This window comes from Rhizobium sp. RU36D (assembly GCF_900176345.1).
Lineage (GTDB): Bacteria > Pseudomonadota > Alphaproteobacteria > Rhizobiales > Rhizobiaceae > Allorhizobium.
Map to the genome: position 1 here is coordinate 20,692 of NZ_FWXU01000019.1, position 23,625 is coordinate 44,316.

General features: G+C 61.2%; 22 protein-coding genes. 12 read left to right on the forward strand and 10 right to left on the reverse strand.

The annotated features are described in order from the left end of the window. The first annotated feature begins 110 nt into the window (after window positions 1-110). Window positions 111-833, forward strand: a complete 723-nt coding sequence (locus B9A97_RS20240) for a Crp/Fnr family transcriptional regulator (protein ID WP_179145348.1) — start codon at window positions 111-113, stop codon at window positions 831-833. A 94-nt stretch (window positions 834-927) separates the two neighbouring features. Here the strand turns inward: B9A97_RS20240 and B9A97_RS20245 are convergent, their stop codons facing one another. After that, on the reverse strand, window positions 928-1,803 hold the full coding sequence (locus B9A97_RS20245) for a hypothetical protein (protein ID WP_084367632.1): 876 nt from the start codon (window positions 1,801-1,803) through the stop codon (window positions 928-930). A gap of 156 nt (window positions 1,804-1,959) precedes the next feature. On the opposite strand from B9A97_RS20245, the gene B9A97_RS20250 reads away from it, so the two are divergent. After that, window positions 1,960-3,849 carry an ABC-F family ATP-binding cassette domain-containing protein gene (locus B9A97_RS20250; RefSeq protein WP_084367633.1) on the forward strand — a complete coding sequence of 630 codons (1,890 nt, stop codon included), beginning with the start codon at window positions 1,960-1,962 and terminating at the stop codon, window positions 3,847-3,849. Between the two features lie 23 nt (window positions 3,850-3,872). Here the strand turns inward: B9A97_RS20250 and B9A97_RS20255 are convergent, their stop codons facing one another. Both B9A97_RS20255 and B9A97_RS20260 read right to left on the reverse strand, forming a co-directional pair. Then, window positions 3,873-5,039, reverse strand: coding sequence for an MFS transporter (locus B9A97_RS20255; protein ID WP_084367634.1), 1,167 nt, complete (start codon window positions 5,037-5,039; stop codon window positions 3,873-3,875). Beyond that, window positions 5,036-6,367, reverse strand: coding sequence for an HdeD family acid-resistance protein (locus B9A97_RS20260; protein ID WP_084367635.1), 1,332 nt, complete (start codon window positions 6,365-6,367; stop codon window positions 5,036-5,038). The genes B9A97_RS20255 and B9A97_RS20260 overlap by 4 nt, the downstream gene beginning before the upstream one ends. Before the next feature lie 285 nt (window positions 6,368-6,652). Here B9A97_RS20260 and B9A97_RS20265 point away from each other — a divergent pair, with 285 nt between their 5' ends. The 3 genes from B9A97_RS20265 to B9A97_RS20275 all read left to right on the forward strand — a co-directional run bounded on the left by B9A97_RS20265 (window position 6,653) and on the right by B9A97_RS20275 (window position 8,204). Continuing rightward, entirely contained in the window at window positions 6,653-7,501 is an 849-nt protein-coding gene (locus B9A97_RS20265; protein ID WP_084367636.1) for a polysaccharide deacetylase family protein, read from the forward strand. Between the two features lie 66 nt (window positions 7,502-7,567). After that, complete coding sequence (locus tag B9A97_RS20270) at window positions 7,568-7,822, forward strand: type II toxin-antitoxin system VapB family antitoxin (RefSeq protein WP_084367724.1); 255 nt, start codon at window positions 7,568-7,570, stop codon at window positions 7,820-7,822. Next, window positions 7,812-8,204, forward strand: a complete 393-nt coding sequence (locus B9A97_RS20275) for a type II toxin-antitoxin system VapC family toxin (protein WP_084367637.1) — start codon at window positions 7,812-7,814, stop codon at window positions 8,202-8,204. The genes B9A97_RS20270 and B9A97_RS20275 overlap by 11 nt, the downstream gene beginning before the upstream one ends. 5 nt (window positions 8,205-8,209) lie before the next feature. Here B9A97_RS20275 and B9A97_RS20280 read toward each other — a convergent pair whose 3' ends face one another. Then, window positions 8,210-8,659: a DNA polymerase III subunit chi gene (locus B9A97_RS20280; RefSeq protein WP_084367638.1), complete on the reverse strand. Its 450-nt coding sequence runs from the start codon at window positions 8,657-8,659 to the stop codon at window positions 8,210-8,212. A 14-nt stretch (window positions 8,660-8,673) separates the two neighbouring features. Continuing rightward, window positions 8,674-10,167: a leucyl aminopeptidase gene (locus B9A97_RS20285; protein ID WP_084367639.1), complete on the reverse strand. Its 1,494-nt coding sequence runs from the start codon at window positions 10,165-10,167 to the stop codon at window positions 8,674-8,676. Window positions 10,168-10,403: 236 nt separating this feature from the next. On the opposite strand from B9A97_RS20285, the gene B9A97_RS20290 reads away from it, so the two are divergent. From B9A97_RS20290 to rsmA, 7 genes are all read left to right on the forward strand, one after another. Continuing rightward, window positions 10,404-11,198: a phosphatase PAP2 family protein gene (locus tag B9A97_RS20290; protein WP_084367640.1), complete on the forward strand. Its 795-nt coding sequence runs from the start codon at window positions 10,404-10,406 to the stop codon at window positions 11,196-11,198. A 91-nt stretch (window positions 11,199-11,289) separates the two neighbouring features. Next, the gene (locus B9A97_RS20295; protein ID WP_084367641.1) at window positions 11,290-12,471 is read left to right on the forward strand and encodes an LptF/LptG family permease; all 1,182 of its coding nucleotides are present in this window, start codon (window positions 11,290-11,292) and stop codon (window positions 12,469-12,471) included. Beyond that, entirely contained in the window at window positions 12,468-13,553 is a 1,086-nt protein-coding gene (gene lptG, locus B9A97_RS20300; protein WP_084367642.1) for an LPS export ABC transporter permease LptG, read from the forward strand. Before B9A97_RS20295 ends, lptG begins: the two co-directional genes overlap by 4 nt. A gap of 59 nt (window positions 13,554-13,612) precedes the next feature. Beyond that, complete coding sequence (locus B9A97_RS20305; RefSeq protein WP_084367725.1) at window positions 13,613-15,880, forward strand: LPS-assembly protein LptD; 2,268 nt, start codon at window positions 13,613-13,615, stop codon at window positions 15,878-15,880. A 175-nt stretch (window positions 15,881-16,055) separates the two neighbouring features. After that, window positions 16,056-17,000: a SurA N-terminal domain-containing protein gene (locus tag B9A97_RS20310; RefSeq protein WP_084367643.1), complete on the forward strand. Its 945-nt coding sequence runs from the start codon at window positions 16,056-16,058 to the stop codon at window positions 16,998-17,000. A 15-nt stretch (window positions 17,001-17,015) separates the two neighbouring features. Further along, entirely contained in the window at window positions 17,016-18,041 is a 1,026-nt protein-coding gene (pdxA, locus tag B9A97_RS20315) for a 4-hydroxythreonine-4-phosphate dehydrogenase PdxA (protein WP_084367644.1), read from the forward strand. Beyond that, on the forward strand, window positions 18,041-18,871 hold the full coding sequence (gene rsmA, locus B9A97_RS20320; RefSeq protein ID WP_084367645.1) for a 16S rRNA (adenine(1518)-N(6)/adenine(1519)-N(6))-dimethyltransferase RsmA: 831 nt from the start codon (window positions 18,041-18,043) through the stop codon (window positions 18,869-18,871). Before pdxA ends, rsmA begins: the two co-directional genes overlap by 1 nt. A 49-nt stretch (window positions 18,872-18,920) precedes the next feature. On the opposite strand, the gene gmk is transcribed toward rsmA, so the two are convergent. The 5 genes from gmk to B9A97_RS20345 form a co-directional block, all read right to left on the reverse strand. After that, window positions 18,921-19,571 carry a guanylate kinase gene (gmk, locus tag B9A97_RS20325; protein ID WP_084367646.1) on the reverse strand — a complete coding sequence of 217 codons (651 nt, stop codon included), beginning with the start codon at window positions 19,569-19,571 and terminating at the stop codon, window positions 18,921-18,923. A gap of 4 nt (window positions 19,572-19,575) precedes the next feature. Continuing rightward, the gene (locus tag B9A97_RS20330) at window positions 19,576-20,466 is read right to left on the reverse strand and encodes a YicC/YloC family endoribonuclease (protein WP_084367647.1); all 891 of its coding nucleotides are present in this window, start codon (window positions 20,464-20,466) and stop codon (window positions 19,576-19,578) included. Window positions 20,467-20,580: 114 nt separating this feature from the next. Beyond that, on the reverse strand, window positions 20,581-21,786 hold the full coding sequence (gene mltG, locus B9A97_RS20335; RefSeq protein WP_244564298.1) for an endolytic transglycosylase MltG: 1,206 nt from the start codon (window positions 21,784-21,786) through the stop codon (window positions 20,581-20,583). A gap of 147 nt (window positions 21,787-21,933) precedes the next feature. After that, window positions 21,934-23,196: a beta-ketoacyl-ACP synthase II gene (gene fabF, locus B9A97_RS20340; protein WP_084367649.1), complete on the reverse strand. Its 1,263-nt coding sequence runs from the start codon at window positions 23,194-23,196 to the stop codon at window positions 21,934-21,936. A gap of 102 nt (window positions 23,197-23,298) precedes the next feature. Further along, window positions 23,299-23,535 (reverse strand): acyl carrier protein, encoded by a 237-nt coding sequence (locus B9A97_RS20345; protein WP_027507378.1) that lies wholly within the window; start codon window positions 23,533-23,535, stop codon window positions 23,299-23,301. Between the last annotated feature and the right edge of the window lie 90 nt (window positions 23,536-23,625).

Below are 23,625 nucleotides of genomic sequence, written 5' to 3' on the forward strand. Positions count from 1 at the left end.
TAAATATGTTTATTAGTGGCGTCTGTTACGGTCGAGACAACCAATGTTTGTATTTTTAACCATAGTGATCCGTTCATATGTTCCCCGTCTCGACCACAGGATCCCGACACATGAAGCTGCGCATACTTCGTCCCTATTCCGAGGAACTCAAGGCTATCCATCTGTTCGCCGCGATCGACGAAGCGGCGCTGGCCGGACTGGAAACTGCATGCCGCTCGCAGACCTACCAGCCTGGCCAGGTGATCTTCCAGGCAGGTGATACCTGCCGCAGCGTCGCCGTGGTGCTGTCCGGCACGGTCGGTCTCTATTTTCATTCGGAAAGCGGCCAGGAGGTGATCATCCAGGAATTGCGTGCCGGCGATATCATGGGGGAAATCGAGGTGGTACTCGGCATGCCGCGCACGACGAGTGCAGTGGCCAGCGAAGTGACCCGGTTGCTGGAGATCGATCGGCACGCTTTTTCCCGTCTGCTGCGGCAACCGGAAATCTCTGAATTCATCTTGAGAAGCTGCGCCCGCAAGCTCCTGTCCGCGCTGGGCTTTGCCGAGGGCGTCGCGCTTTATCCGATCGAAACGCGCCTCGCACGGCTGCTGATCGACCTGGCGGAGGTGCATGGCAAGCCCTATGGCACGGGTATCCTGATCGACAAGGTGGTGTCGCAGAACCGGATGGGCCAGCTGATCAATGCCAGCAGGCCACGCGTCAACGCGCAATTGCAGATGTGGAAGGCAAGACGGATCATCGACCTGGAACGCAATCGCATTCTGATCCACGATCCGGAGCACCTGCGCCGCCGCTCGCGCCGGATCTCGACAGCCAAGTCGTCGAGGTAAACCTCACCGCCAAGGAGGATCATGGCACGCCGCGCGAACCATCTGGATGCGGGCGGCGTGCTGAAGCGATGCCTGGCTGGCGGACTGCGGATGCCTAGTTGCAGCCGCCCTTGACATAGGCCACCATGTCCGCGGTGTCCTGGGTGAAGGCGGGGCCGTAGACCCCGTCCTGGTCGCCAGCAGAGACGACGCTCACCGCCTTGTATGGCTCCCCGGTGCCGATGAACCATGCGCCTCCGCTGGCACCACCGCCATACATGGGGTGAGGACGTGCGTCATAGGCATTGCCGGCCTTGAGGATCACCGTCGCGGTTTCCCGATACATGTATTCGCCCCCTTCGAGGCGCCCCGGATAGCCCGTGATCGTGACCGCGGCATCGACTCCCGTCTCACCCAGATCGTATCGACCAACCGCCGACGGTTTGGTCGTTCGCATGGCGGCATAGTCATATTGCGATTTCCCCAGTGATACCGGGTTCGTGGATATGTTGGTCCATTCGGTAAGCACCGCCGCCATGTCGATGTCATAGTTCGTCCCGCCGCCATTGCTGTAGCCCTGGACGAACCGAATGTTCGTGGCCGCCTTGCCGCCTTTCCAGAGACTGTGTGCCGCGCCGATCACGATCTTGTCGTCGGCCACAAACTGGGCGCTGGCCACATAGTCATCACCATCGCGGGTGTAGAAGAGCTTGCCGCCGAACTTGTAGGGCGCCTCCCCGATCGGTGCGCGCTCGGCATCGCCATCGGTCAGGGGTTTGCCCAGCTCAAACGGCGAACCGTCGAGCGGCTCGGACTCAGGCTCTGGCCTGGCATTCGCCTTCCGCTCGTCGGTCCAGTAGTCCGCGGCGGCCGTGGCGATCTGGCTGACAGTCGGCGCCCAGCAGGTGAACCTGTCGTCCGCCAGGGCTCCTCCGGCCGGCGTCAGATGAACGGTCAGCGCGATAGCCGACACTCCGAGATATAGTCGCATGATCTCTCCCCTATTTTCTTCGAGCGCCAATATCGACGCATCAGAATCCTACTGGGGCGGGGCTGGGATGGCTGTTTCGGGAGGCACAGGCGAATTCCTTTGCTTCGGCGGCTCGGCTCTTGTCATCGCCAAGGCTTTCAGCCAAAAGCCAAGGCCATGATCACGATCAACGACATCTCCGCCCGTATTGCAGGCCGCCTGCTCATCGACCACGCCACCGTATCGCTTCCCAGCGGGACGAAGGCCGGCCTCGTTGGCCGCAATGGCGCCGGCAAGTCCACGCTGTTCCGCATCATCACGGGAGACCTGGCGCCGGAAAGCGGCTCGGTCTCGATGCCGAAGAACGCGCGCATCGGCCAGGTGGCCCAGGAGGCGCCCGGCACGGAGGAATCGCTGATTTCGATCGTGCTTTCCGCGGACAAGGAACGGGCGGCCCTGCTGGCGGAGGCAGAGACCGCGACGGATCCCAACCGGATCGCCGAAATCCAGACACGGCTTTCGGATATCGACGCCCATTCGGCCGAAGCCCGTGCGGCAACGATCCTTGCGGGCCTCGGCTTCAGCCCGGAGGCGCAGCTTCGCCCGGCCTCGTCCTTTTCCGGCGGCTGGCGCATGCGCGTGGCGCTGGCGGGCGTGCTGTTTTCCGAACCCGACCTGCTGCTGCTGGACGAGCCGACCAACTATCTCGACCTCGAAGGCACGCTTTGGCTGGAAGATTATGTGCGGCGCTATCCGCACACGGTCATCGTCATCAGCCACGACCGCGACCTGCTCAATACGGCCGTCAACTCGATCATCCACCTCGACCAGAAGAAGCTGACCTTCTATCGCGGCGGATATGACCAGTTCGAGCGGCAGAAGGCGGAAGCCGACGAATTGCAGATGAAGGCCAAGGCGAAGAACGACGCGGCGCGCAAGCACCTGCAGAGCTTCATCGATCGCTTCAAGGCCAAGGCAACCAAGGCCAAGCAGGCGCAGTCTCGCGTCAAGGCGCTGGAACGCATGGGAACCGTGGCCGCGGTCATCGAGGATCACGTGCAGCCGATCAGCTTTCCAGAGCCGGAAAAGCAGCCCGCCTCTCCCATCATCGCCATTTCAGGTGGCGCGGTCGGTTACGAGCCCGGCAAGCCGATCCTCAAGAACATCAATCTGCGGATCGACAATGACGACCGGATCGCGCTGCTCGGCTCGAACGGCAACGGCAAGTCCACCTTCGCCAAGCTGATCGCCGGGCGCCTCTCCCTGCAGGCCGGCGAGATGAAGCAGCCGCCGGCGCTCTCCGTCGGCTTCTTCGCGCAGCATCAGCTGGACGACCTCGTGCCCGAGGAGACACCGGTGGACCATGTTCGCCGGCTGATGCCGACAGAACCCGAGGCCAAAGTGCGCGCCCGGGTGGCGCAGATGGGTCTGGCCACGGAAAAGATGGCGACTGCCGCCAAGGACCTTTCGGGTGGCGAGAAGGCGCGGCTGCTGATGGGCCTTTCGGCCTTCCATGCACCGAACCTGCTGATCCTCGACGAGCCCACCAACCACCTCGACATCGACAGCCGCCGGGCCCTGATTGCGGCCCTGAACGACTATGACGGCGCTGTCATCCTCATCTCGCATGATCGCCATTTGATCGAGGCAACGGTGGACCGGCTATGGCTGGTCAACAATGGCACCGTGTCGGCCTTCGAAGGCGACATGGAAGAATATCGCAGCCTGATCGTCTCTACGGGCAAGAAGAAGGACGACAAGGACAAGCCCAGCGCCGAGCAGGAGCAGGTGAGCAAGGCGGACCAGCGCAAGGCCAATGCCGACAAGCGCGCCAACCTTGCCCCCTTGCGCAAAAAGATCAACGAAATCGAAGCGATGACGAAGAAACTGGAAACGCTGATTCAGGCACTTGATGCCGAACTTGCAGATCCCAGGCTCTATGAGAAGTCGCCCGCCAAAGCTGCCGAAAAGGCAAAGCAAAGAGGCGAAGCCGCTGCCAAACTGGCGGCAGCCGAAGAACAGTGGCTAGAACTTTCAAGCGAATATGAAGAGGCCATGGCGGGCTGACGCCCACCACCTGTCGTCAGCCGTTACCGCTCTGCCGAAGACCTGGGCTCGCTGGTGAAGGCCAGGATGGCGAACAGGCCGCAGGCGACAGCGGCAAAGATCGCCAGTCCATGGGTTGCCGCCTGCATGGAGAAGCCGGCCGCCAGTGGTCCGATCAGGGCGCCACCGCCCCAGGTCAGCCCCATCAGCGCGTAGATGCCAACGAGATCACCACCCTGGAAACGGCTGCCGACGATGGTCAGCGCCAGCGTATAGATGCCGACGAAGAAGCCACCCCAGACAAAGAGCAGCACATAGGTGGCAACAGGCGAGGATAGCGCCCAGGGCCAAAGTGCTGCGCCGCCGGCGGAGATCAAGGCGCAGGCGATGATCAGCTTGCGGCGGTCCATCTTGTCGCCCAGCCAGCCAATCGGCAGTTGTAGCAAAATAGCGCCGATCATCATCACGAACATCAGTTGTGCCGCGCCTTCCTGCTGCCAGCCAAGGCCGACGGCATAGAGGGCTAGGAAGGACAGGCCGGCCGTCTCGATCGCGGCATTCAACGTCACGGCGCCGATCGCCATCGGTGCGAGACGGAAGAAGCGCAGCGGATTGCCCGAGGAGGGCTTTTCGAAGGCCGGGACGATGAGACCCGGCAGGAACATCATGCAACTTGCTAGCAGGGCAACACATGCGCCGAGAAGGAACGGCAGGCTGCCCTGGGCGCCGACCAGCGACAGTACGAGGGGGCCGAGCGCCAGCCCCAGCGAAAGCGCTGCGGTATAAGTCGCCATGGCCCGCGAGCGCGTGCTTTCCGTGCTCAGCGCATTGATCCAGGTTTCCGACAGCACGAACAGCGCCTCCGCCGACATGCCGAGCAGCAGGCGGAGCGGGAACCACAACCAGATGCGATCGATCATTCCGAAGGCCACCAGGATCAGGGCGGACATGCCGAGCGAAGCCAGGATCAGCCGGCGCGGTCCAAAGCGGGAGGCAAGCCTGGGCAGAATGAGCGCGGTGATCAAAACACCGACGGCATGCATGGCGGCATTGATGCCGATCACGAAATCGCTGGCGCCTCTCGCTGCCATTTCAAGCGCAATCAGCGGTGCGCTCAAGGAATAGGTGAGCCCGAAGATCATCGCCGTCACGACGACAGCGGCTCGGGACAGGAGGGAGCCGCGACCGGAGCCGAGTGCAAGTTCAGTCATGGCGTAATCTCCTTCACGCCCCTGCCGACAGCATGGTCATGCAACCAGTCGAGAAGCTTCAGCGGAAATGCGGCATGGTTCGGTTCTATGATCCGCTGCAGGGTCCGCGCGTAGTCGAGAACGATGCCAGGGGTCCAGCACATGTGCTCCGCACGCGAACGGATATAGGCGGCCTGCCAAAGCGCGGGTGTCAGCAGCAGGGCAATCAGCCGCAGCCAAGGATAGGAGCAATGCAGGCTGCCCTCGAAGGCCGATTCCAACCCGCCGGCAACGGCAATCGAGCAATTTCTGTTGGTGACGTTGTAGGCGTTCAACTGGCTGTAGCCCGCCCAATAGGCTTTGAGCCGCCGCAGGTCATACCGGGTGAATTCGACATGCTGGTCCGCCGCCGTCCAGTCCGAACATTCGTATTCGTAGGAAGGCAGGAACATGCCCTGCATGTCGTTCTTGGCGCCGGAATAGAACACATGGGCGAGATCGCGGGCGCTGGCACGGATCTCATCCACCGGCCAATGGCTGAGATAAACTTCCCCCGGCACCTCCAGGGCGGCGTGACCGGTGGACGGTTTGCCGTCGACATCGAATGCCATGAGATAGCGGTCGATGATCGGACGCCTGGTCTTGATGTCGGCCGCTCCGGTCGGCGTCCAGACATGGACGGTGAGAGCCGGCTTCGGCCCCTCCTCCGGCTCGTCGTCGCCCACCAGCACGGGTGCATTTTCATTCCAGTTGCGCGTGCCGAACAGGGAAAAGGCATAGATTGCCATCTCCTCCGGCTCGTTGCGCAGCGTGATGGCGAAATGCAGCAGAATACCGCCGGAACCGACCAGCAGCAGGCCGATGCAGATCGGAATGTCGAGATGCGCGGGCAGTGGCCAGTCGCTGACGATCAACACGGCAAGCAGCATTTCCACGACGCTGAGGGCGACCGCCTCGCGCCAGCGCGGGAACCGGACGAGCCCCACCAGGAACAGGCGCGTCAGGCCATCAACGGCAAATCCTGCGGCAAACAGCCAGCCCAGCACCGTGACGTTGCCCGTGGGGGCCAGGAAGATCAGGACACCGAGCCCCGTCAGCAGAAGTGCCTTCAGCCCACTGGCAAGGCGGCTGGCTGTCGTTTCCTTCGAGGCGGTTACCACGATGCCGATGACGCCTTGCAGGAGGAAGACCAGCCCGAAGAACTGGGTGGCGAAAATGGAGATGCCATCGGCAAGATCGGCAATGATGACAACGGCCAGGAGGATCAGCGCGGAACCGACAACGGCCGGAGCCCACCAATGGGCTCGAAACGCCTTTCCACCGATCAACAGCAATGCAAGCTTAATCATACAAGGGGCTCAATGACATCGGAACTGTGAGCCGGTTCTAGACCATGGCGGTAAACATGACATCCCAGGACAGCGCTGCTGCCCTGTCCTTTTTTAGCACTAACCTCAAAAGACAGAACGCTTTGGCCCGGCTTTTTGCGCTCCGCGGGGCGGGCGACCACCGATCGCTCCTTCATCGCCCTGGCGAGTAGATCATGGTTAACGGCAGCCCATCGATCTACACGAATTATTTACCATAACTGCCCTAGGCTCCGCGGCATCCAACCCTCTTCGCCACGAGCTTCCATGATTTCCCTGCGACTTCTTGCGTCCATTTCGCTTGCGTCTTGCATCGCCTTTGGCGCTGCGAGTTGCTCCACCACCAAGACAGATCAGAGCGCCCTGAAGACGGCCTACGTGCCGGCCATCAATCGCCCTGCGGAACTCAAGGCGAGCGATCCACTCCCCATGGAACCCGCGGCCTGGGGCAAGCCGAACAATCCCTCCGGCCTTGCAGGGCGCACGCTGACGGTGGGTTCGGTTTCTGACATCCGGCTCGGGCCGAAGGAAGTCGTATTGACCTTCGACGACGGCCCCATGCCGGGCAAGACGGAGACCATTCTTGCGACACTTGATCGCTACGGCGTGAAGGCAACATTCCTGATGGTGGGCCAGATGGCCAAGGCCCATCCGGCGCTTGCCCGCAAGGTCGCGGCACGCGGGCATTCGATCGGCAGCCACACCTGGCGTCATGCCAATCTCGCGGGCCTCGGTTACGACCAGGCGATGACCGAGATCCTGAAGGGCGAAGATGCCGTCGAACGGGGCAGCGGCACGGAGGCCGGCTTCTTCCGCTTTCCCTATCTGGCCTCGACGCCCAAGCTACGCTCAGCACTGGCGCGCCGCGGCACAGTTGTTCTCGACGTCAGCGTCGACAGCAAGGACTACTTCAAGTCTGCGCCGGAAACCGTAGTGGCGCGCACGATGGGCATCCTCAGGCACCGCCACGGCGGCGTGATCCTAATGCACGACATCCACGGCCGCACCGCCGCAGCCCTGCCGGGGCTTCTGGCCCAACTGAAAGCCGAGGGCTACAAGGTGGTCAACCTGCGCTACAAGCGCTCCCGCATGGACATGATCGCGTCATTGAACTGAGTGCTGGTTTTGCAAGACAGATGAATATTCGCTACTATGCTGGTGAATATTCATATGGAGCCCGCCATGCCACTCTATGTTCGAGACGAAAGGGTCAACGAGCTCGCCGAAGAGGTTCGCAAGATCCTGAAGGCGCCGACAAAAACCGAGGCGATCCGCCAGGCCTTGGAGCGTGTGATGACCGAAAACGCGTCGGAACCCACGCTCGCCGAACGACTGGCTAAAGTGCGTGAGAAATACGATCTCCCGCAATACGCTGACCTCGAAACCTTTGATCAGAAGGCCTATCTGGACGAGATGTGGGGCACCGATGTTTCTTGACAGCTCCGCGATCGTAGAAATCTTGCTGGATGCCCCTGAACGAGGCGCGCTACTTTCGCGCCTTGAAGCGGCTTCCGGTCCTTTCACGACCTCCGCAACTGTCATATTCGAAAGCAGTCTGGTTCTCAGCACCAGACTGAAGATGGAACCGCAGCGCGCGCATCGCCTTGTCGAAGATTTTCTGACCGCGTTTTCGGTCGATGTTCTCTCCATTACGCGCGATACCGCAGCAGTCAGCGTCGAGGCCTTTTCCCGGTATGGAAAGGGTCGCCATCCGGCAAAACTGAATTTCGGCGATTGCTTCAGCTATGCGGGCGCAAGGCAGGCCGGCCTTCCGCTGCTATATGTTGGCGAGGATTTCGCGCTCACCGACCTCGCCTGAATCCCTCACGCCTTCTTTTCCCACCGGCCTTCGGGGGTCTGCTGCCAATAGGTCAGCTTGTGGCCGTCCGCCTTCAGCCGCTTCCATTCGGCGCGGGCCGCCTCAAGCTGGGCCTGGTCGTGGCCGTCGAACATCAGCACAAGCCGCTCATAGGCGGAGGGATCGGGCGCCGGCACGCCCTCGACGCAGAAGCGGACGGTCGCAGTGTTCGGGTTCTCGTCGCCAGTCAGAAGCAGAACGGGTTGCTTCTCGGCAAACTCGTTGGCATCCGTGCCGTGCGGCACGAAACTGTCGTCGCGAAAGGTCCACAAATGGGCATCGAACGCGTCGCGTGCCGCGGTGTCGGCCATTTGCACCGCCACCCGCCAGCCGCGTTCCAGGCTTTTTTCGATCAGCGGCGGCAGGGCGTCCGTCAGCCGCGATTCGGTCAGGTGGTAGAAGAGGATATCTGTCATGAAGGCCGCTGCCCTCAGCTCTCGTAATGGGTGCGAACCAGCTCATCCAGCAGGCGAACGCCGTAGCCAGACCCCCAGGATTGATTGATCTCGTCCGACGGAGACGACATCGCGGTACCGGCAATATCCAGATGTGCCCAGGGCGTGTCGCCGACAAACCGCTTGAGGAATTGGGCGGCGGTGATCGAACCGGCATGGCGCCCGCCGGTGTTCTTCATATCGGCAAACTTGCTGTCGATCATCTTGTCGTAGTCCTTGCCGAGCGGCATGCGCCAGAGCCGCTCGTTCGTGGCGATGCCGGATGCCAGCAATTGCTCGGCAAGCTCGTCGTCATTGCTGAACAGCCCGGCATGCAGGTTTCCAAGCGCAACCAGGATGGCGCCGGTCAGCGTGGCCAGATTGATCATGAAGCGCGGCTTGAAGCGTTCGTTGCAGTACCAAAGGGCGTCGCACAGCACCAGGCGGCCCTCCGCATCGGTGTTGATGACCTCGATGGTCTGGCCCGACATCGAGGTGACGATGTCGCCCGGACGCTGGGCATTGCCGTCGGGCATGTTTTCCACAAGCCCGATGATGCCGACAACATTGGCCTTGGCCTGGCGAGCGGCCAGCGCGTGCATGAGGCCGGTGACGGCGGCCGCACCGCCCATGTCGCCCTTCATGTCTTCCATGCCGGCGGCCGGCTTGATGGAGATACCGCCGGTGTCGAAGACGACGCCCTTGCCGATGAAGGCGACAGGCCGATCCTTGGCCTTGCCACCCTTCCACTGCATCACGGCAAGCCTGGGCGGACGGACCGAACCCTGGGAAACACCCAGAAGCGCGCCCATGCCGAGCTTCTTCATTTCCTTCTCGGTGAGGATCTCCACCTCGACGCCGAGCTTTACCAGTTCGCGGGCCTTGTCGGCAAATTCGACCGGCCCCAGGATATTGGCCGGCTCGTTGACCAGATCGCGCGCCAGCATGACACCATCGGCTATGCCTTCGGCCTCGGAGAAGGCCTTCTTGGCGGCGGTGGCGGCAGCGGTCACGATGGTGACCTTGATCTGCTTGACATCGGCCTTGTCGTCGTCGGAAGCCTTCTTGGACTTGTAGCGATCGAACTTGTAATTGCGCAGCAGCATGCCCAGCGCGAAATCAGCGATATTGCGGGCGGACGGCGATGCCTCTGGGTCGTCCACAAAAATCGTCACCTTCTCGGCGGACTTGAACGCGCCCCTCGCGGCACCGCCGGCCTTCAGCCAGTCATGGGCGGTGATGTCAGCGGACTTTCCCAGCCCCAGAACCAAGAGCCGATCGACAGGAGAGCCTTCCGGCGCCAGGATATCGACCGTCGAGAGCGACTTGCCGGTGAACTTGACCAGCTTTCCGGCCTTCTCGATGACGCCAGAGGGATCGACCTCCGCCGCGCCCGGCGCAGCCGCGGATTCGACGCTTTTCAACAAGATCGCCAGACCACCTGCGGGTTTTGCGGATTTGGAAAAGGCAATTTCGATCTTTGCGGACATGGGCACTCCGAGTTCCTTTAAGCTGCAAGAGTCGCAGATCATCTCGTTTTCGCCGGCGAACGCAAGGGCTTCGCCACAGGCGTCGTTGTCGCAATGCCCTAACTCGGCCACATAGCAGAGGTTCTTTGCGCCGCATTCGGGATCAGATCGCGCCGCCTCTTGCCCTGGCAGCGACGGCACGGTTAAAGCTCCCGTCATGAATAGTGCCTAGACAGGCAAAAACTCGGGAATCGCGATTGAGCTTCGTACCGACACAAAAGCCCGGCCTGGGGCAGTTTCTATCGCTCGCGGCCGGCATCCCGGCGCTGCGCGCGGCAGCAGCCCTGTTTGTGACCTGGTGGATCTTGCTGGCTTTGTTCTACAAACTGCCGCAGATCGATCTGGCCACATCGGCGGCCTTTTTCCGCGATGAAAATTGTGTGGAGCCGGTGCTTGCAACACAGGTGTGCGGCAGCTTCTTCTATGCGGGGCAGCCGGTGTTTATCGGCCTGCGCCAAGTCCTTTATTATCTACCGCATGTTTGTGCCGTGGGTCTGCTGGCACTGATCATCATTCAGATCTGGCAAAACAAGACCTTTGCGTCGACATTCTCCCGCGAAAGACTAGCGCTGATGCTTGCCGCCCTGATGCTGGGGCCGGTTGCGCTGGTCAATCTTTGGCTCAAGGCCTTTGCCGGCAGGCCGAGGCCTTACCAGACCGACCTGTTCGGTGGCGATTTCACCTTCATGCCAGCAGGCGCTTTCGGCGGCCAGTGCATCAGCAATTGCTCGTTCATTTCCGGGGAGGCCGCCGGTGCAGGATGGCTCCTGTGCCTCGTCGTGCTGATCCCCTCGCATCTGCGCATGATCCTGGCGCCGCCGATCATCGCGGTCGCGCTCGTCACTCCGGCATTGCGCGTCGCCTTTGGCGGACACTATCTGTCGGATGTGGTTTTGGGATGGTGGTCGTCCCTTGTCATCGTGGCGCTGGTGATGGGCGTTGCACAACTGCTTCGCTTGCAGAAAAAGCGTTGGGATGATGTCCCGTTGTGACACGCGGACCGTCGCCAAGGGATGAAAAGCAGCTTAGATAGGGCCGAATTCGTCAACGACCGCCTGCCGGTCGTCGCGCTGGGAATGCTGAATGAAATTGCTTGAACTCTACATCCTGCGACGTGTCGTGCAGATGTTCCTCACCGCGCTTTTGCCGGTGCTGGCGATCATCTGGACGACGCAGGTGCTGGGGCGAATCAATCTCGTCACCGATAGCGGCCAGTCGATCGGCTCCTTCATGAAACTGGCGACGCTGATATTGCCGACGCTGATACCGGCGGTCATGCCGTTTGCGCTGGTCATCGGCATTACCCAGACACTGACGACGATGAACAACGATTCCGAACTGGCGGTCATCGATGCGGCGGGAGCGCCGCGCATGATCATCTGGCGGCCGATCGTTCTGTTTGCGATCGCGTTGAGTGCATTCTCGTTCTTGTCCGTCAATTTCATCGAACCGAAGCTTCGTGTCGCGGCCCGTGAGATGATTGCCGCCGCCTATGCCGACCTGTTGTCGACGGTGATCGAGGAAAAGAGCTTCCGCAAATTGGATGACGGCCTGTACGTGCAGATATCCGAGCGTCATTCCGGCCGGGTGCTTAAGGGCCTGTTTGTCGCTGACATGCGTGATCCGGCCTCGGACCTGATCTATTATGCGCGCGAAGGTGCCGTCGACGACAGCGGCACGGCGCTGATCATGCGCGATGGCGAGGTACAACGGAAATCGCCCGAGGGTACGGTCTCGATCGTGCGATTCGATTCCTACTCGTTCGATCTGTCCGAACTCGCCTCCGACAGAGGCCAGGCGCAGCTTTATCCGCTGGACCGCGACATCTTCTTCCTGTTGAATCCGGATCCCAATGACAAGGATTATCAGTTCCGGCCCGGGCAATACCGCGCCGAACTGCATCGACGACTGAGCTACTGGTCGTTTTCCCTGATCTTTGCGCTGGTGTCTCTTGTTTACGCTGGTGATTCCCGGTCGCACCGGCAGGCACGACTGCACCCCATGGCGATCGGGCTGACGGCGGCCGTGGCCATCTATGGGACCACGAACTATATGGCGAGCCAGGCGGAAGGCGACCCGGCCTTCATTCCCGGTATCTATGCGGTTCCGCTGCTCGTCACGGCGGCTGCCTCCGCGCAGTTGTTCCTGGGGTGGCGGCCACGGCTGCCTCTGCTGATCCAGCGGCCGCTGCAAGCGCTCCTTTCAACCATTGCTGCCCGTGCGAATCGCAACAGGCTACAGTCCGGAGGCAATGGCGCGACATGATCCGCACACTCGGCCTCTATTTCTTCAGGCGTTATGCCGTGACCGCCCTGTGGTTCCTCCTTGGAGTGACCGCCGTCATCTACCTTGTCGACTTCACCGAGACCAGCGGCCGGCTTGCCGGTTTGACGGGCTATTCCGTGCCGGGCATGGTCTTCATGACGGCCCTGCGCGTGCCGCTTATCCTGCAACAGACCATCCCCTTCATCGCCTTGTTCGTTGGGATGACGACCCTGATATCGCTCAACCGAAAGTATGAGTTGGTCGTTGTGCGCGCGGCCGGCATATCGGTATGGCAATTCATGCTGCCTTTGTGCATTGGCGCCCTGCTCCTGGGGATGCTGGCCATGCTGGCGATCAATCCGCTGGCCGCCTGGGGCCAGCGTCAGGCACTGAACATCGAGGCGACCTGGCGCGAGGCGGGAGGCACCGCCAGCGGTGCCCCGACGGTTCCGTGGATCCGCCAGATCAGCGGCCAGACCGATACGATCATCGGCGCCAAGTCGATGGTGGACAACGGCAAAATGCTGACAGATGTTGTCCTGATTCACTTCGACAGCGATGGCCGCATCATCCTGCGGCAGGATGCGGCATCGGCAAAGTTGGAAGATGGTTACTGGCGGCTTAACGGCGTTACCGAGACGCGGCCCGGCGAAATTCCCACGAAGTCCCCCACCGTCGATGTGCCGACCAATCTGCGGCAGGAGTTGATTGCCGAAGGCCTGTCCCAGCCGGAAACGGTTGCTTTTTATGATCTTTCTAACAAAATCGAGACCGCTCGATCATTTGGCGTATCCACCAAGGCTCTGGAGACACAATTTCACTCCCTGATGTCGCTTCCGTTCATGCTGATTGCGATGACGCTGATTGCGGCAACCGTCTCCTTAAAATTTAGTAGATTCAACCAGTCACGTTCCGTGATTCTGGGTGGAATCCTTTCCGGCTTCGTGCTTTATGTTGTCACCGTGCTTGTAAAAGCATTTGGAAGCAGCGGTGTCGTACCGCCCTTTATCGCAGCCTGGATTCCCGTGGTGGTGGCGATGGCGTTGGGTGGCACGATCCTGCTTCATCAGGAGGATGGTTAGTGGCGGTAAGTGACCGCAAGAATAAGAGTTGGCTGCTTTCGGTCCTACTGACCACGGCGATGGCATTTCCGTATCTTGCTTCGGGCACTGGTGCCCGCGGACAGGACGCGGGGAATACCCTTGGCGTGACGGTGCCCGATGACGCCAAAATGCTTCTTGCAGCAGACGAACTGATCTACAATCGCGACGCGCAAAACGTGAGCGCTGTAGGCGGCGTACAGATCAATTACAACGGCTACCGCATGGTTGCCCAGCGGGTCGACTACAACCAGCAGACCGGTCGCGTTATGGCCGTCGGCAATATTGAGTTGGTCGAACCCGATGGCAACCGGATCTATGCCGATTCGCTCGATGTGACCGATGACTTCGGCCAGGGCTTCATCAATTCCATCCGGGTCGAGACCCTGGACAATACCCGGTTCGCGGCTGAAAGCGGCGAGCGCGTCGGTGGCCGCGACGTTATCCTGAACAATGGTGTCTATACCGCGTGCCTGCCCTGCGCCGACAAGCCGGATCGCCCGCCCCTGTGGCAGATCAAGGCCGAGCGCATTATTCAGAACGGTGAAAAACACACCGTCCGGCTCGAAAAAGCCCGGTTCGAACTGTTCGGAAACGCGGTTGCCTATCTTCCCGTTGCCGTGGTTCCCGACCATACCGTGAAGCGGAAGTCCGGCTTCCTCTTCCCGAAGATGAGCATGACCGAGAACCTCGGCTTCGGTGTCACGGTTCCCTATTATTATGTCATCTCGAACCATATGGACGCGACGCTCAACACGACCGGCTATACCAAGCAGGGCGTTCTGATCGATGGCGAGGTTCGTCGCCGCTATCGCAACGGCTCGGTGAAATTCCAGTTTGCCGCAATCAAGCAGGCGCGTCCTGGCGCCTTTGCCGCCGGCTCGAGCGACGCGACCAGCGATGCACGCGGGATGATCGGGTCAAGCGGTGAATTCAAGATCAATCCGCGCTGGACGTTCGGCTGGGACGCCATGTACCAGACGGACAATAATTTCGCCTACACCTACTCGCTGGAAGGCAAGAAGCAGTCGACCTTCACCAACAAGGTGTATCTGACCGGCCTTGGCGAGCAGAACTACTTCAATGCCAGCGCCTATTATTTCGATGTGCAGAATGCAGATGCGCTCAATGCGTCGGAAAAGTCGCAGGCCGTCGTTCTGCCTGTGGTCGACTACAGCTACGTGGCGCCCGAACCTATTGCAGGCGGCGAACTCTCGGCCGACCTGAACTTCACCTCGCTGTCGCGCTACAAGGCCGACACGTCGGTTGTCGGAAACAGCCGGCGCTATCGCGGCCTCAAGGGTTACATGTCCCGCATGACGGGCGAGGTCGAATGGGACCGCACGTTCAATCTCGGCGGGCTGTTGCTGACGCCTCTGGTTGCCGCGCGCGGTGACGCCTATGGCTTCAACATGACGGGTCCGACGAATTATGCCGGCAACTTTACCAATGAAGCGTCGGCAACCCGCTACATGCTGACGGCCGGGCTTGAGGCACGTTATCCGATCCTCATGACGACGGATAACAGCAGCCATGTCTTCGAGCCCATGGCTCAAATCTTCGCTCGCAACGACGAGCAACTGGCCGGGCGGCTGCCGAACGAGGATGCGCAGAGCTTCGTCTTCGATACGACCACGCTGTTCAGCCGCGACAAATTCTCCGGTTACGACCGGGTTGAAGGCGGTACGCGTGCCAATGTCGGCGTGCGCTACACGGGCACATTCGACAACGGCTTTGGCTTGAATGCCATGTTTGGCCAGTCCTTCCATCTGGCCGGCCTGAACTCTTTCGCCACCCCTGATCTGGTCAATGTCGGCGCCGATTCCGGCCTGGAAACGAAGAAGTCCGATTATGTCGCGGGAGCGGGCGTGACGACGCCGTACGGCGTGTCTGTTGCGGTCAATACGCGTCTCGATGAGAAGACGCTCGACGTTCGGCAAACCAATGCGATGGTCGGGTTCTCGAATAAGCGCCTGACGACGAATGTGATCTTCACGCAGCTCGCTGCTCAGCCGGAATATGCTTTCGCGACGAAGAGCAACGAGATCCAGACCAACAGCTCGTTCAAGCTCAACGATAACTGGAGCACGTTCGGCTCGCTCACCTACGATATCGACAACAAGCTGATCAGCAAGTACGGCGCTGGCATTGCTTATGGAGACGAGTGCACGACCTTGACGCTCGCCTATAGTGAGATCAACGACAAGAACAATACGACCGCCAATGACTGGGCCGTCAATGCTGTTCTGACGTTCCGCACGCTTGGCGATATCAAGGTTGGCACAGAAGAGCTTACGAACAACGACTAAGTTGTGTCCGCAAGCATGACAAGTTTAGGAGATGCCGGCCCCTGGCCGGCATTGCTTATCCGAGGCGTCATTGTTTCGCCGCAAGAATTGTGCAATTGGTCGGCGATAGTATTAACGTGAGGCAGGTTCGTGCGTGGAGCGGCCTGCAAGCCCGCGCGTATCGGGGGAAAACAAGATGAGCTGGACAAACAAACGCATGAAGGCCCTGGTGCTGAGCGCTGCCATTGTAGCGCTTGCGATGGGTCACGTTCCGGTCGTGGCACCGGCTTTCGCGGCTTCGGAAATCCAGGCCGTGGTCAACAAGACGGCCGTCACCAGCGGCGACATTTCACGGCGCCAGGCGTTTCTGAAACTGCAGCGGCGCACCGGAAACCTTGCCAAGATCGCCAAGGAAGAGATGGTGGACGAGATCCTGAAGCGTCAGGAAATCGCGCGCGTCGGCATGTCCGTCAGCACGACCGACGTCGATGCGGCTTTCGAACGCTTTTCGGCCTCCAACAAGCTGTCGTCGCAGCAAATGTCGCAGATCCTGAACCAGGCCGGTGTGGGGGTCGAGCATTTCAAGGCCTTCATCGCCGTCCAGATGAGCTGGCCGCGTCTCGTCAACGCCCGCTATAATTCCAGGGGCAAGATGTCGAACCAGGAAGTCGTCACGCGCCTCCTGGAAAACAAGCAGAAGCCGGTGACGACGGAATATTTCCTCAAGCAGGTGATCTTCGTCGTGCCGGAATCCAAGCGCAACGCCATCACCGGCAAGCGCAAGGCCGAAGCCGAGGCCTCGCGATCGAAATTCCCCGGCTGCGAACAGGCCATGGATTTCGCCAGGGGCTATAAGGACGTGTCCATCCGCAATCTGGGCCGCGTCATGGCGCCGGAACTGCCGGCCGAATGGAAGCCCCTGATCGAGAAGGCATCTGGCGGCACCACGGGCACGCGCGTCACCGAAAAGGGCGTCGAGTATCTCGCCATCTGCAATCAGCGGCAGGTCTCCGACGACGCGGCCGCCGAGGTGGTTTTCCGGGCCGAAGACCTCGGCAAGGCCAACGCGCAGCAGGACGATCCGAACTCCAAGAAATATCTGGAAGAGCTGCGTTCCAAGGCGCAAATCATATACCGCTGACGCGGACGGAGCCGAATGAGCGACGCATCATCACTTCCGCTTGCGCTGAGCCAGGGCGATCCCGCAGGCATCGGCCCCGATATTGCGCTGACCGCGTGGCTGAGGCGCGCGGAAACGAAGCTGCCGCCATTCGTTTACATCGGCGATCCCAAGGTCTTGGCCGTGCGTGCTCGGCAGTTGGAGATCGAGGTTCCGGTGCGGGAATGCACCGTCGAGGCGGCCGTAAGCACGTTTGCCCAGGCGTTTCCGGTGCTCCCCGTACCGGCGGGCATAGACGTTGTTGCAGGCGAACCACATGTCGCGACGGCCAAGGGCACGATCGCCGCCATCGAAACGGCTGTGTCGCTCTGCATGTCCGGCAAGGCGTCGGCCGTTGTCACCAATCCGATCGCCAAATCGGTGCTCTATGAGGCCGGTTTCGGCTTTCCCGGCCATACGGAATTCCTGGCGGACCTGGTGAAGCGCGCAACGGGCACAAATCCACGGTCAGTGATGATGCTCGCCGGCCCCAAGCTGAGGGCCGTGCCCGTGACCGTGCATATTCCGGTGAAGGACGTGGCCCCGGCGCTGACGGAGGCGCTGATCGTCGACACGGCGCGGATTGTTGCCCACGACCTCAAGAGCCGTTTCGGGCTGGAGCGCCCGCGCCTTGCCGTGGCCGGTCTCAATCCCCATGCCGGCGAAAGCGGGACGATGGGTCTGGAAGACCAGGACATCATTCATCCTGCCGTACGCAAGCTTCGTGACGAAGGCATTGATGCCTTTGGTCCCCTGCCCGCGGATACCATGTTCCATGAGGATGCCCGCGCCCGCTATGACGTGGCGCTGTGCATGTATCACGACCAGGCGCTGATCCCGGTGAAGGCACTGGATTTCGATGAATCTGTTAATGTGACGCTCGGGCTTCCCTTCGTGCGCACCTCGCCGGATCATGGTACGGCCTTTGGCATTGCGGGCGCCGGGATCGCCCGCGAGACTAGCCTGGTGGCCGCCCTGAAACTGGCGGCGGACCTCAGCCGGCACGGAGCTTCGACTTCCTGATGGCCTCCTTCGACGGCCTGCCGCCACTGCGTGACGTTATCCAACGTCACGGCCTGGATGCCCGCAAGGCGTTGGGCCAGAACTTCCTGCTCGACCTCAATCTCACCCAGAAGATCGCCCGAACGGCAGGCCCACTGGAGGGCGTCACTGTTTTTGAGGTGGGCCCGGGCCCCGGCGGCCTGACGCGCGCCATCCTGGCGCTGGGCGCTGCCAAGGTGATCGCCGTGGAGCGCGACGCCCGCTGCCTGCCGGCCCTGGCGGAGATTGCGGATCACTATCCCGGCCGTCTTGAGGTCATCGAAGGTGACGCCCTCAAGACCGATTTCGAGGCGCTGGCGCCGCAGCGACCCGTCCGCATCATTGCCAACCTGCCCTATAATGTCGGCACGCAATTGCTGATCAACTGGCTTTTGCCGCGCCAATGGCCTCCCTTCTGGGAATCGCTGACGCTGATGTTCCAGAAGGAAGTGGGCCAGCGGATCGTGGCTGAGGCCGATGACAACCACTATGGACGGCTTGGGGTTCTCTGCGGCTGGCGGTGCCAATCCCACATGGCCTTCGATGTGCCGCCGCAGGCCTTCACGCCACCACCGAAGGTCACGTCATCGGTGGTGCATCTGATACCGAGAGCGCAGCCGCTGCCCTGCGACAGCGATGCGCTGGAGCGTGTGACGCTTGCGGCCTTCGGCCAGAGGCGCAAGATGCTGCGTCAGAGCCTGAAGCCCCTCGGCGGCGAAGCTCTGCTGAACAAGGCCGATATCGATCCGTCACGCCGGGCGGAGACGCTCTCGGTGGAGGAATTTGTGCGGATTGCCAATCTCGTCGGGTGACAGCGGTCGGCAATCCGACCGTGTCTTTTGAAAAATTTCCGACTGTCGATCAGGCCTTCACGAGGCCTTCGACGAAATCGAACAGGCCGTGGCGGCGATCGCGGCGCAGGCGTTCAGCGCGGATGATCGCCTGGACAGCCTCAAAGGCGGACTGCAGGTCGTCATTGACGATGACATAATCATATTCGCGCCAATGGGCGATTTCCGCGCGGGAATTGGCGAGCCGCATCTGAATCACCTCTTCGGTATCCTCGGCACGGCGATGCAGGCGGGACTGCAATTCCTGCATGGTGGGCGGCAGGATGAAGATCGACACGACGTCGGCCGCCATCTTCTCCTGCAACTGCTGGGCACCCTGCCAGTCGATGTCGAACAGCATGTCACGGCCCTCGGCCATGGCGATTTCGACCGCCTCACGTGGTGTGCCGTAATAATTGCCGTGGACCTGCGCCCATTCCAGAAGCGATTCCGAGGTGCGCAAGGCTTCGAACTCACGCTGCGAGGCGAAATGATAGTGGACGCCTTCGATCTCGCTCTGCCGCCTGGCACGCGTCGTCACGCTGACGGACAGGCTGATCTCCTTGTCCTTGTCCAGCAAGGTTCGCGCAATCGTTGACTTGCCCGCGCCCGACGGCGAGGAAATCACGAGCATGAGACCCCGACGGGCGATCCTGGTATTGCTTTCCCCGGACTTCGACATGCGGCTACTCCAAATTCTGGATCTGTTCCCGGAACTGGTCGATCACGACCTTCAGTTCGATGCCTGCCGTTGTCACGGCAACGCTGTTCGACTTGGAGCAGATGGTATTCGATTCACGGTTAAATTCTTGGGCAATGAAATCAAGCTTGCGGCCGACCGGCGCGCCCTGGGCGAGCAGTTCGTGGGCAGCCGCCACATGGGCCGTCAGCCGGTCGATCTCTTCGCGCAGGTCGGCCTTGGTGGCGAGCAAAGCCGCCTCCATGTAGAGCCGGTCCGCGTCGAGCGCCGGTGCGGCACCGATGAGAGCCGCAACCTGCGCCTCCAGCCGGCGGGCGATCTCCTCGGGCGATCTGGAGGGATCCGCTTCGACCTGGCGCGTCAGTTCCTCGATGCGATCCACGTGGCCGGCGAGAATGCGACGGAGCGCTTCCCCCTCCGATTGGCGCATGGCGACGAGGGACGTCACGGCCTGTTCCAGCCCGGTGAGAATCGCCTTCTCACGCTTCGCGCGCTCCTCTTCGCCGTCCTCGGCCTCCCGCAGGTCCACGAGACCGCGGATCGAGAGGAGCGTATCGAGCCTGAGCGCTGTCGGCTCGACAATCGCCGGTCCCAGCCGATCGCGCAGGGCAAGCACCGCGGACAAAGCATCCTCGTTGAGCACCGCGTCGATACGGTTTTCCATCGTCGTGACGGAAAGAGATACCTGCAGGTTGCCTCGGCTGACCTGTGCAGAAATCACCCGGCGCACCTCGCCCTCCAAGGCCTCCATGCCCTGTGGCAGGCGCAGCCGCAGATCCAGTCCCTTTCCGTTGACGGAACGGATTTCCCAGGTCCAGTGATGGCGGCCGGTTGCTCCCTCGCTGCGGGCGAAGCCGGTCATGGATTGCAGTGCCATTCTTCGCCCCCCAGCGAAACAGTGGATCGCGCGGCAAACCCTCAAGGGGTCGCATACGGCGCTCGTTCTTGTCCTGGATACGTATGAGCGCCCGGCATCCGGGAGCTTCACGTGTCAGTTCTTCTTGCCCTTCTTGACGACGGCAGGCTGGGCTGGCTCTTCGGCCTCACCCTCCGGCTGTCCGTCAACGAGTATTTCCGGATCCGCGCCGCGCTCGGCCTCGATCTTGCGCCAGCGGCGGACATTGGCGTTGTGCTCTTCCAGCGTCTGCGCGAAGAGATGCCCGCCGGTGCCATCGGCCACGAAATAGAGATCCTTGCTTCGCCAGGGATTGGCAACCGCTTCAAGAGCCGCGCGGCCGGGATTGGCAATCGGCGTCGGCGGCAGTCCCTTGATCACATAGGTGTTGTAGGGCGTCTCTTTCTTGATGTCGGACTGATAGATTGGCCGATCGGATGGCTTTCCATCGCCGCCGAACAGCCCGTAGACGATCGTCGGATCGGACTGAAGCCGCATGCCCTTGTTCAGCCGGTTGTAGAAGACCGATGCGACATGGGCGCGCTCGTCGGCCCGGCCGGTTTCCTTTTCGACGATGGAAGCGAGGATGACGAGTTCTTCCTTCGACTTCAAAGGCAGGTCGGGATCACGGCGCTGCCAAACCTCGTCAATCAGCTTCTGCTGGGCCGCGAGCATCTGCTTGACGATGTCGGCGCGTTTGTCACCGCGCGAATAGAGATAGGTGTCCGGGCGCAGGCTGCCTTCGGGTGGAAGTTCGGCCGGAAGGTCGCCTTCCAGAATGCTGTCTTCGGCGAGCTTGTTGAACATCTGCTTGACCGTCAGGCCCTCCGGGAACGAGACGGAATAGGTGATCGACTTGCCGGATTTGAGGAGATCCATGATCTCCTTCATCGACGCGCCGGCCCGTATGGCATATTCGCCGGCCTTCAGGCTTTCACCCTCTTCGAGATAGATGTCGGAGACATAGCGGAAGATGCGGCCGTCGCTGACGATGCCATTGCGCTCCAGGCTGCTGCCAATTTCGGCGGGCCCTGCCCCATTGCGCACCACGAAATTGGTGTTCACCGCCAGCGGCCCGGGATTCTGATAGGCGGACATGACGTAGTAGAAGGCTGCGACCGCCACGACGCAAAGGGCAACCGCCAGCGTCATGATGAAGTTCAGGAAAATCACCAGCTGGCTGCGGGCCTTGCGCGAGCGGCGCGGCGGCTGCGGAACACGCTCCGGCTTCAGCGCCTCATTCGGAGATTTGGGAATGATCGGGCCTTTCGGCGCGTCCTCGCTGTTGCGGCCGAATGGAATCCCGTTGTTCTGGTTCTTATCGGTCACCGGCAGTCCTCTTTATTTCCGTATGGCTGCTGTTTGACCGTTCATTGCGGCAAAAAGCAGGTCCGTAAAATCAGTAGGGCAAGGCGGACAGCCACGCCTTGCCCGCCAGTCATTTAAAAATTATCCCTCGTAGCGGCGCAATACCAGCGACGCGTTCGTTCCGCCAAATCCGAACGAATTCGACAGCGCCACATTGATCTCCCGCTTGCGTGCCTTGTGCGGCACGAGGTCAATTGCGGTCTCGACACTTGGGTTGTCGAGATTGAGCGTTGGCGGGGCGACGTTATCGCGAATGGCCAGCGCCGAGAAGATGGCCTCGACGGCACCGGCGGCGCCTAAGAGATGCCCGATCGCCGACTTGGTCGAGGACATCGAGATCTTCGATGCGGAGTCTCCCACGAGACGTTCCACAGCGCCGAGCTCGATGGTGTCGGCCATGGTCGATGTGCCATGGGCATTGATGTAGTCGATGTCCGCAGGGGTCAGACGGGCGCGCTTCAGCGCCATGGTCATGCAGCGGAATGCACCGTCGCCATCTTCGGAGGGAGCGGTGATGTGGAAGGCGTCGCCTGACAGGCCATAACCCACGACTTCGGCAATGATGTTGGCACCACGGGCCAGGGCATGCTCGAGTTCTTCGAGCACGACGATGCCCGCACCTTCGCCCATGACGAAGCCGTCGCGGTCGCGGTCATAAGGACGCGATGCCTTTTCGGGGCTGTCATTGTGCTGCGTGGACAGGGCCTTGCAGGCAGCAAATCCCGCCAGCGAAATGCGGCTGATCGGCGATTCCGTGCCGCCGGCGACCATGACGTCGGCATCGCCCAGCGCAATCAAGCGGCTCGCGTCGCCGATGGCATGGGCACCCGTCGAGCAGGCGGTGACCACCGAATGGTTCGGACCGCGCAACTTGTGGCGGATCGAGACCTGGCCCGAGGCCAGATTGATCAGACGACCGGGAATGAAGAAGGGAGACAGGCGACGCGGGCCCTTGTCGCGCAGGATGTGCCCTGCCTCGACAATGCCTTCCAAGCCACCAATGCCGGAGCCGATCAGGACACCGGTTGCGCACTGGTCGTCATAGGTCTCGGGGTGCCAACCGGCATCCTTGAGCGCCATGTCGGCCGCGGCAATTGCGTAGATGATGAATTTGTCGACCTTGCGCTGTTCCTTCAGCTCCATCCAATCATCGGGATTGAAGTTGCCGTCGGCGGCATCGCCAAGGGGAATACGGCACGCGATCTTGGCCGCGATATCCTCGACCTCGAAATCCGTTACACGCTGCGCGCCGCTCTGCCCGGCCAGAAGCCGTGACCATGTTAACTCCGTGCCTAAGCCCAGAGGAGATACCATTCCGGTACCCGTAATTACGACACGCCTCATCGCCTGTAACTTACCCCGCCTACGAAGTCGATGTTAAAAAAATGCCGCTCGCGGCAGCGGCTCTGCCGGGTCGGGCCAAGGCCCGCCCGGCGAAGCACGAGATCAGGCCTGAGCCTTCTCGATGAACTTGACGGCATCGCCGACCGTCAGGATGCTGTCAGCGGCATCGTCCGGAATCTCAACGCCGAATTCCTCTTCGAAGGCCATGACGAGTTCGACAGTGTCGAGCGAGTCCGCACCGAGGTCGTCGATGAAGCTTGCGCCTTCGACAACCTTTTCGGCGTCAACGCCGAGATGATCAATAACAATTTTCTTTACGCGTTCTGCGATATCGCTCATGTCGGTTTCCTCGACCTTTTCAATCACAAGGGTGCCATAATGGCACCCTGCCCTGTTTGAGCCGGAAAGCGGGGAAAACCCTTATTTCCG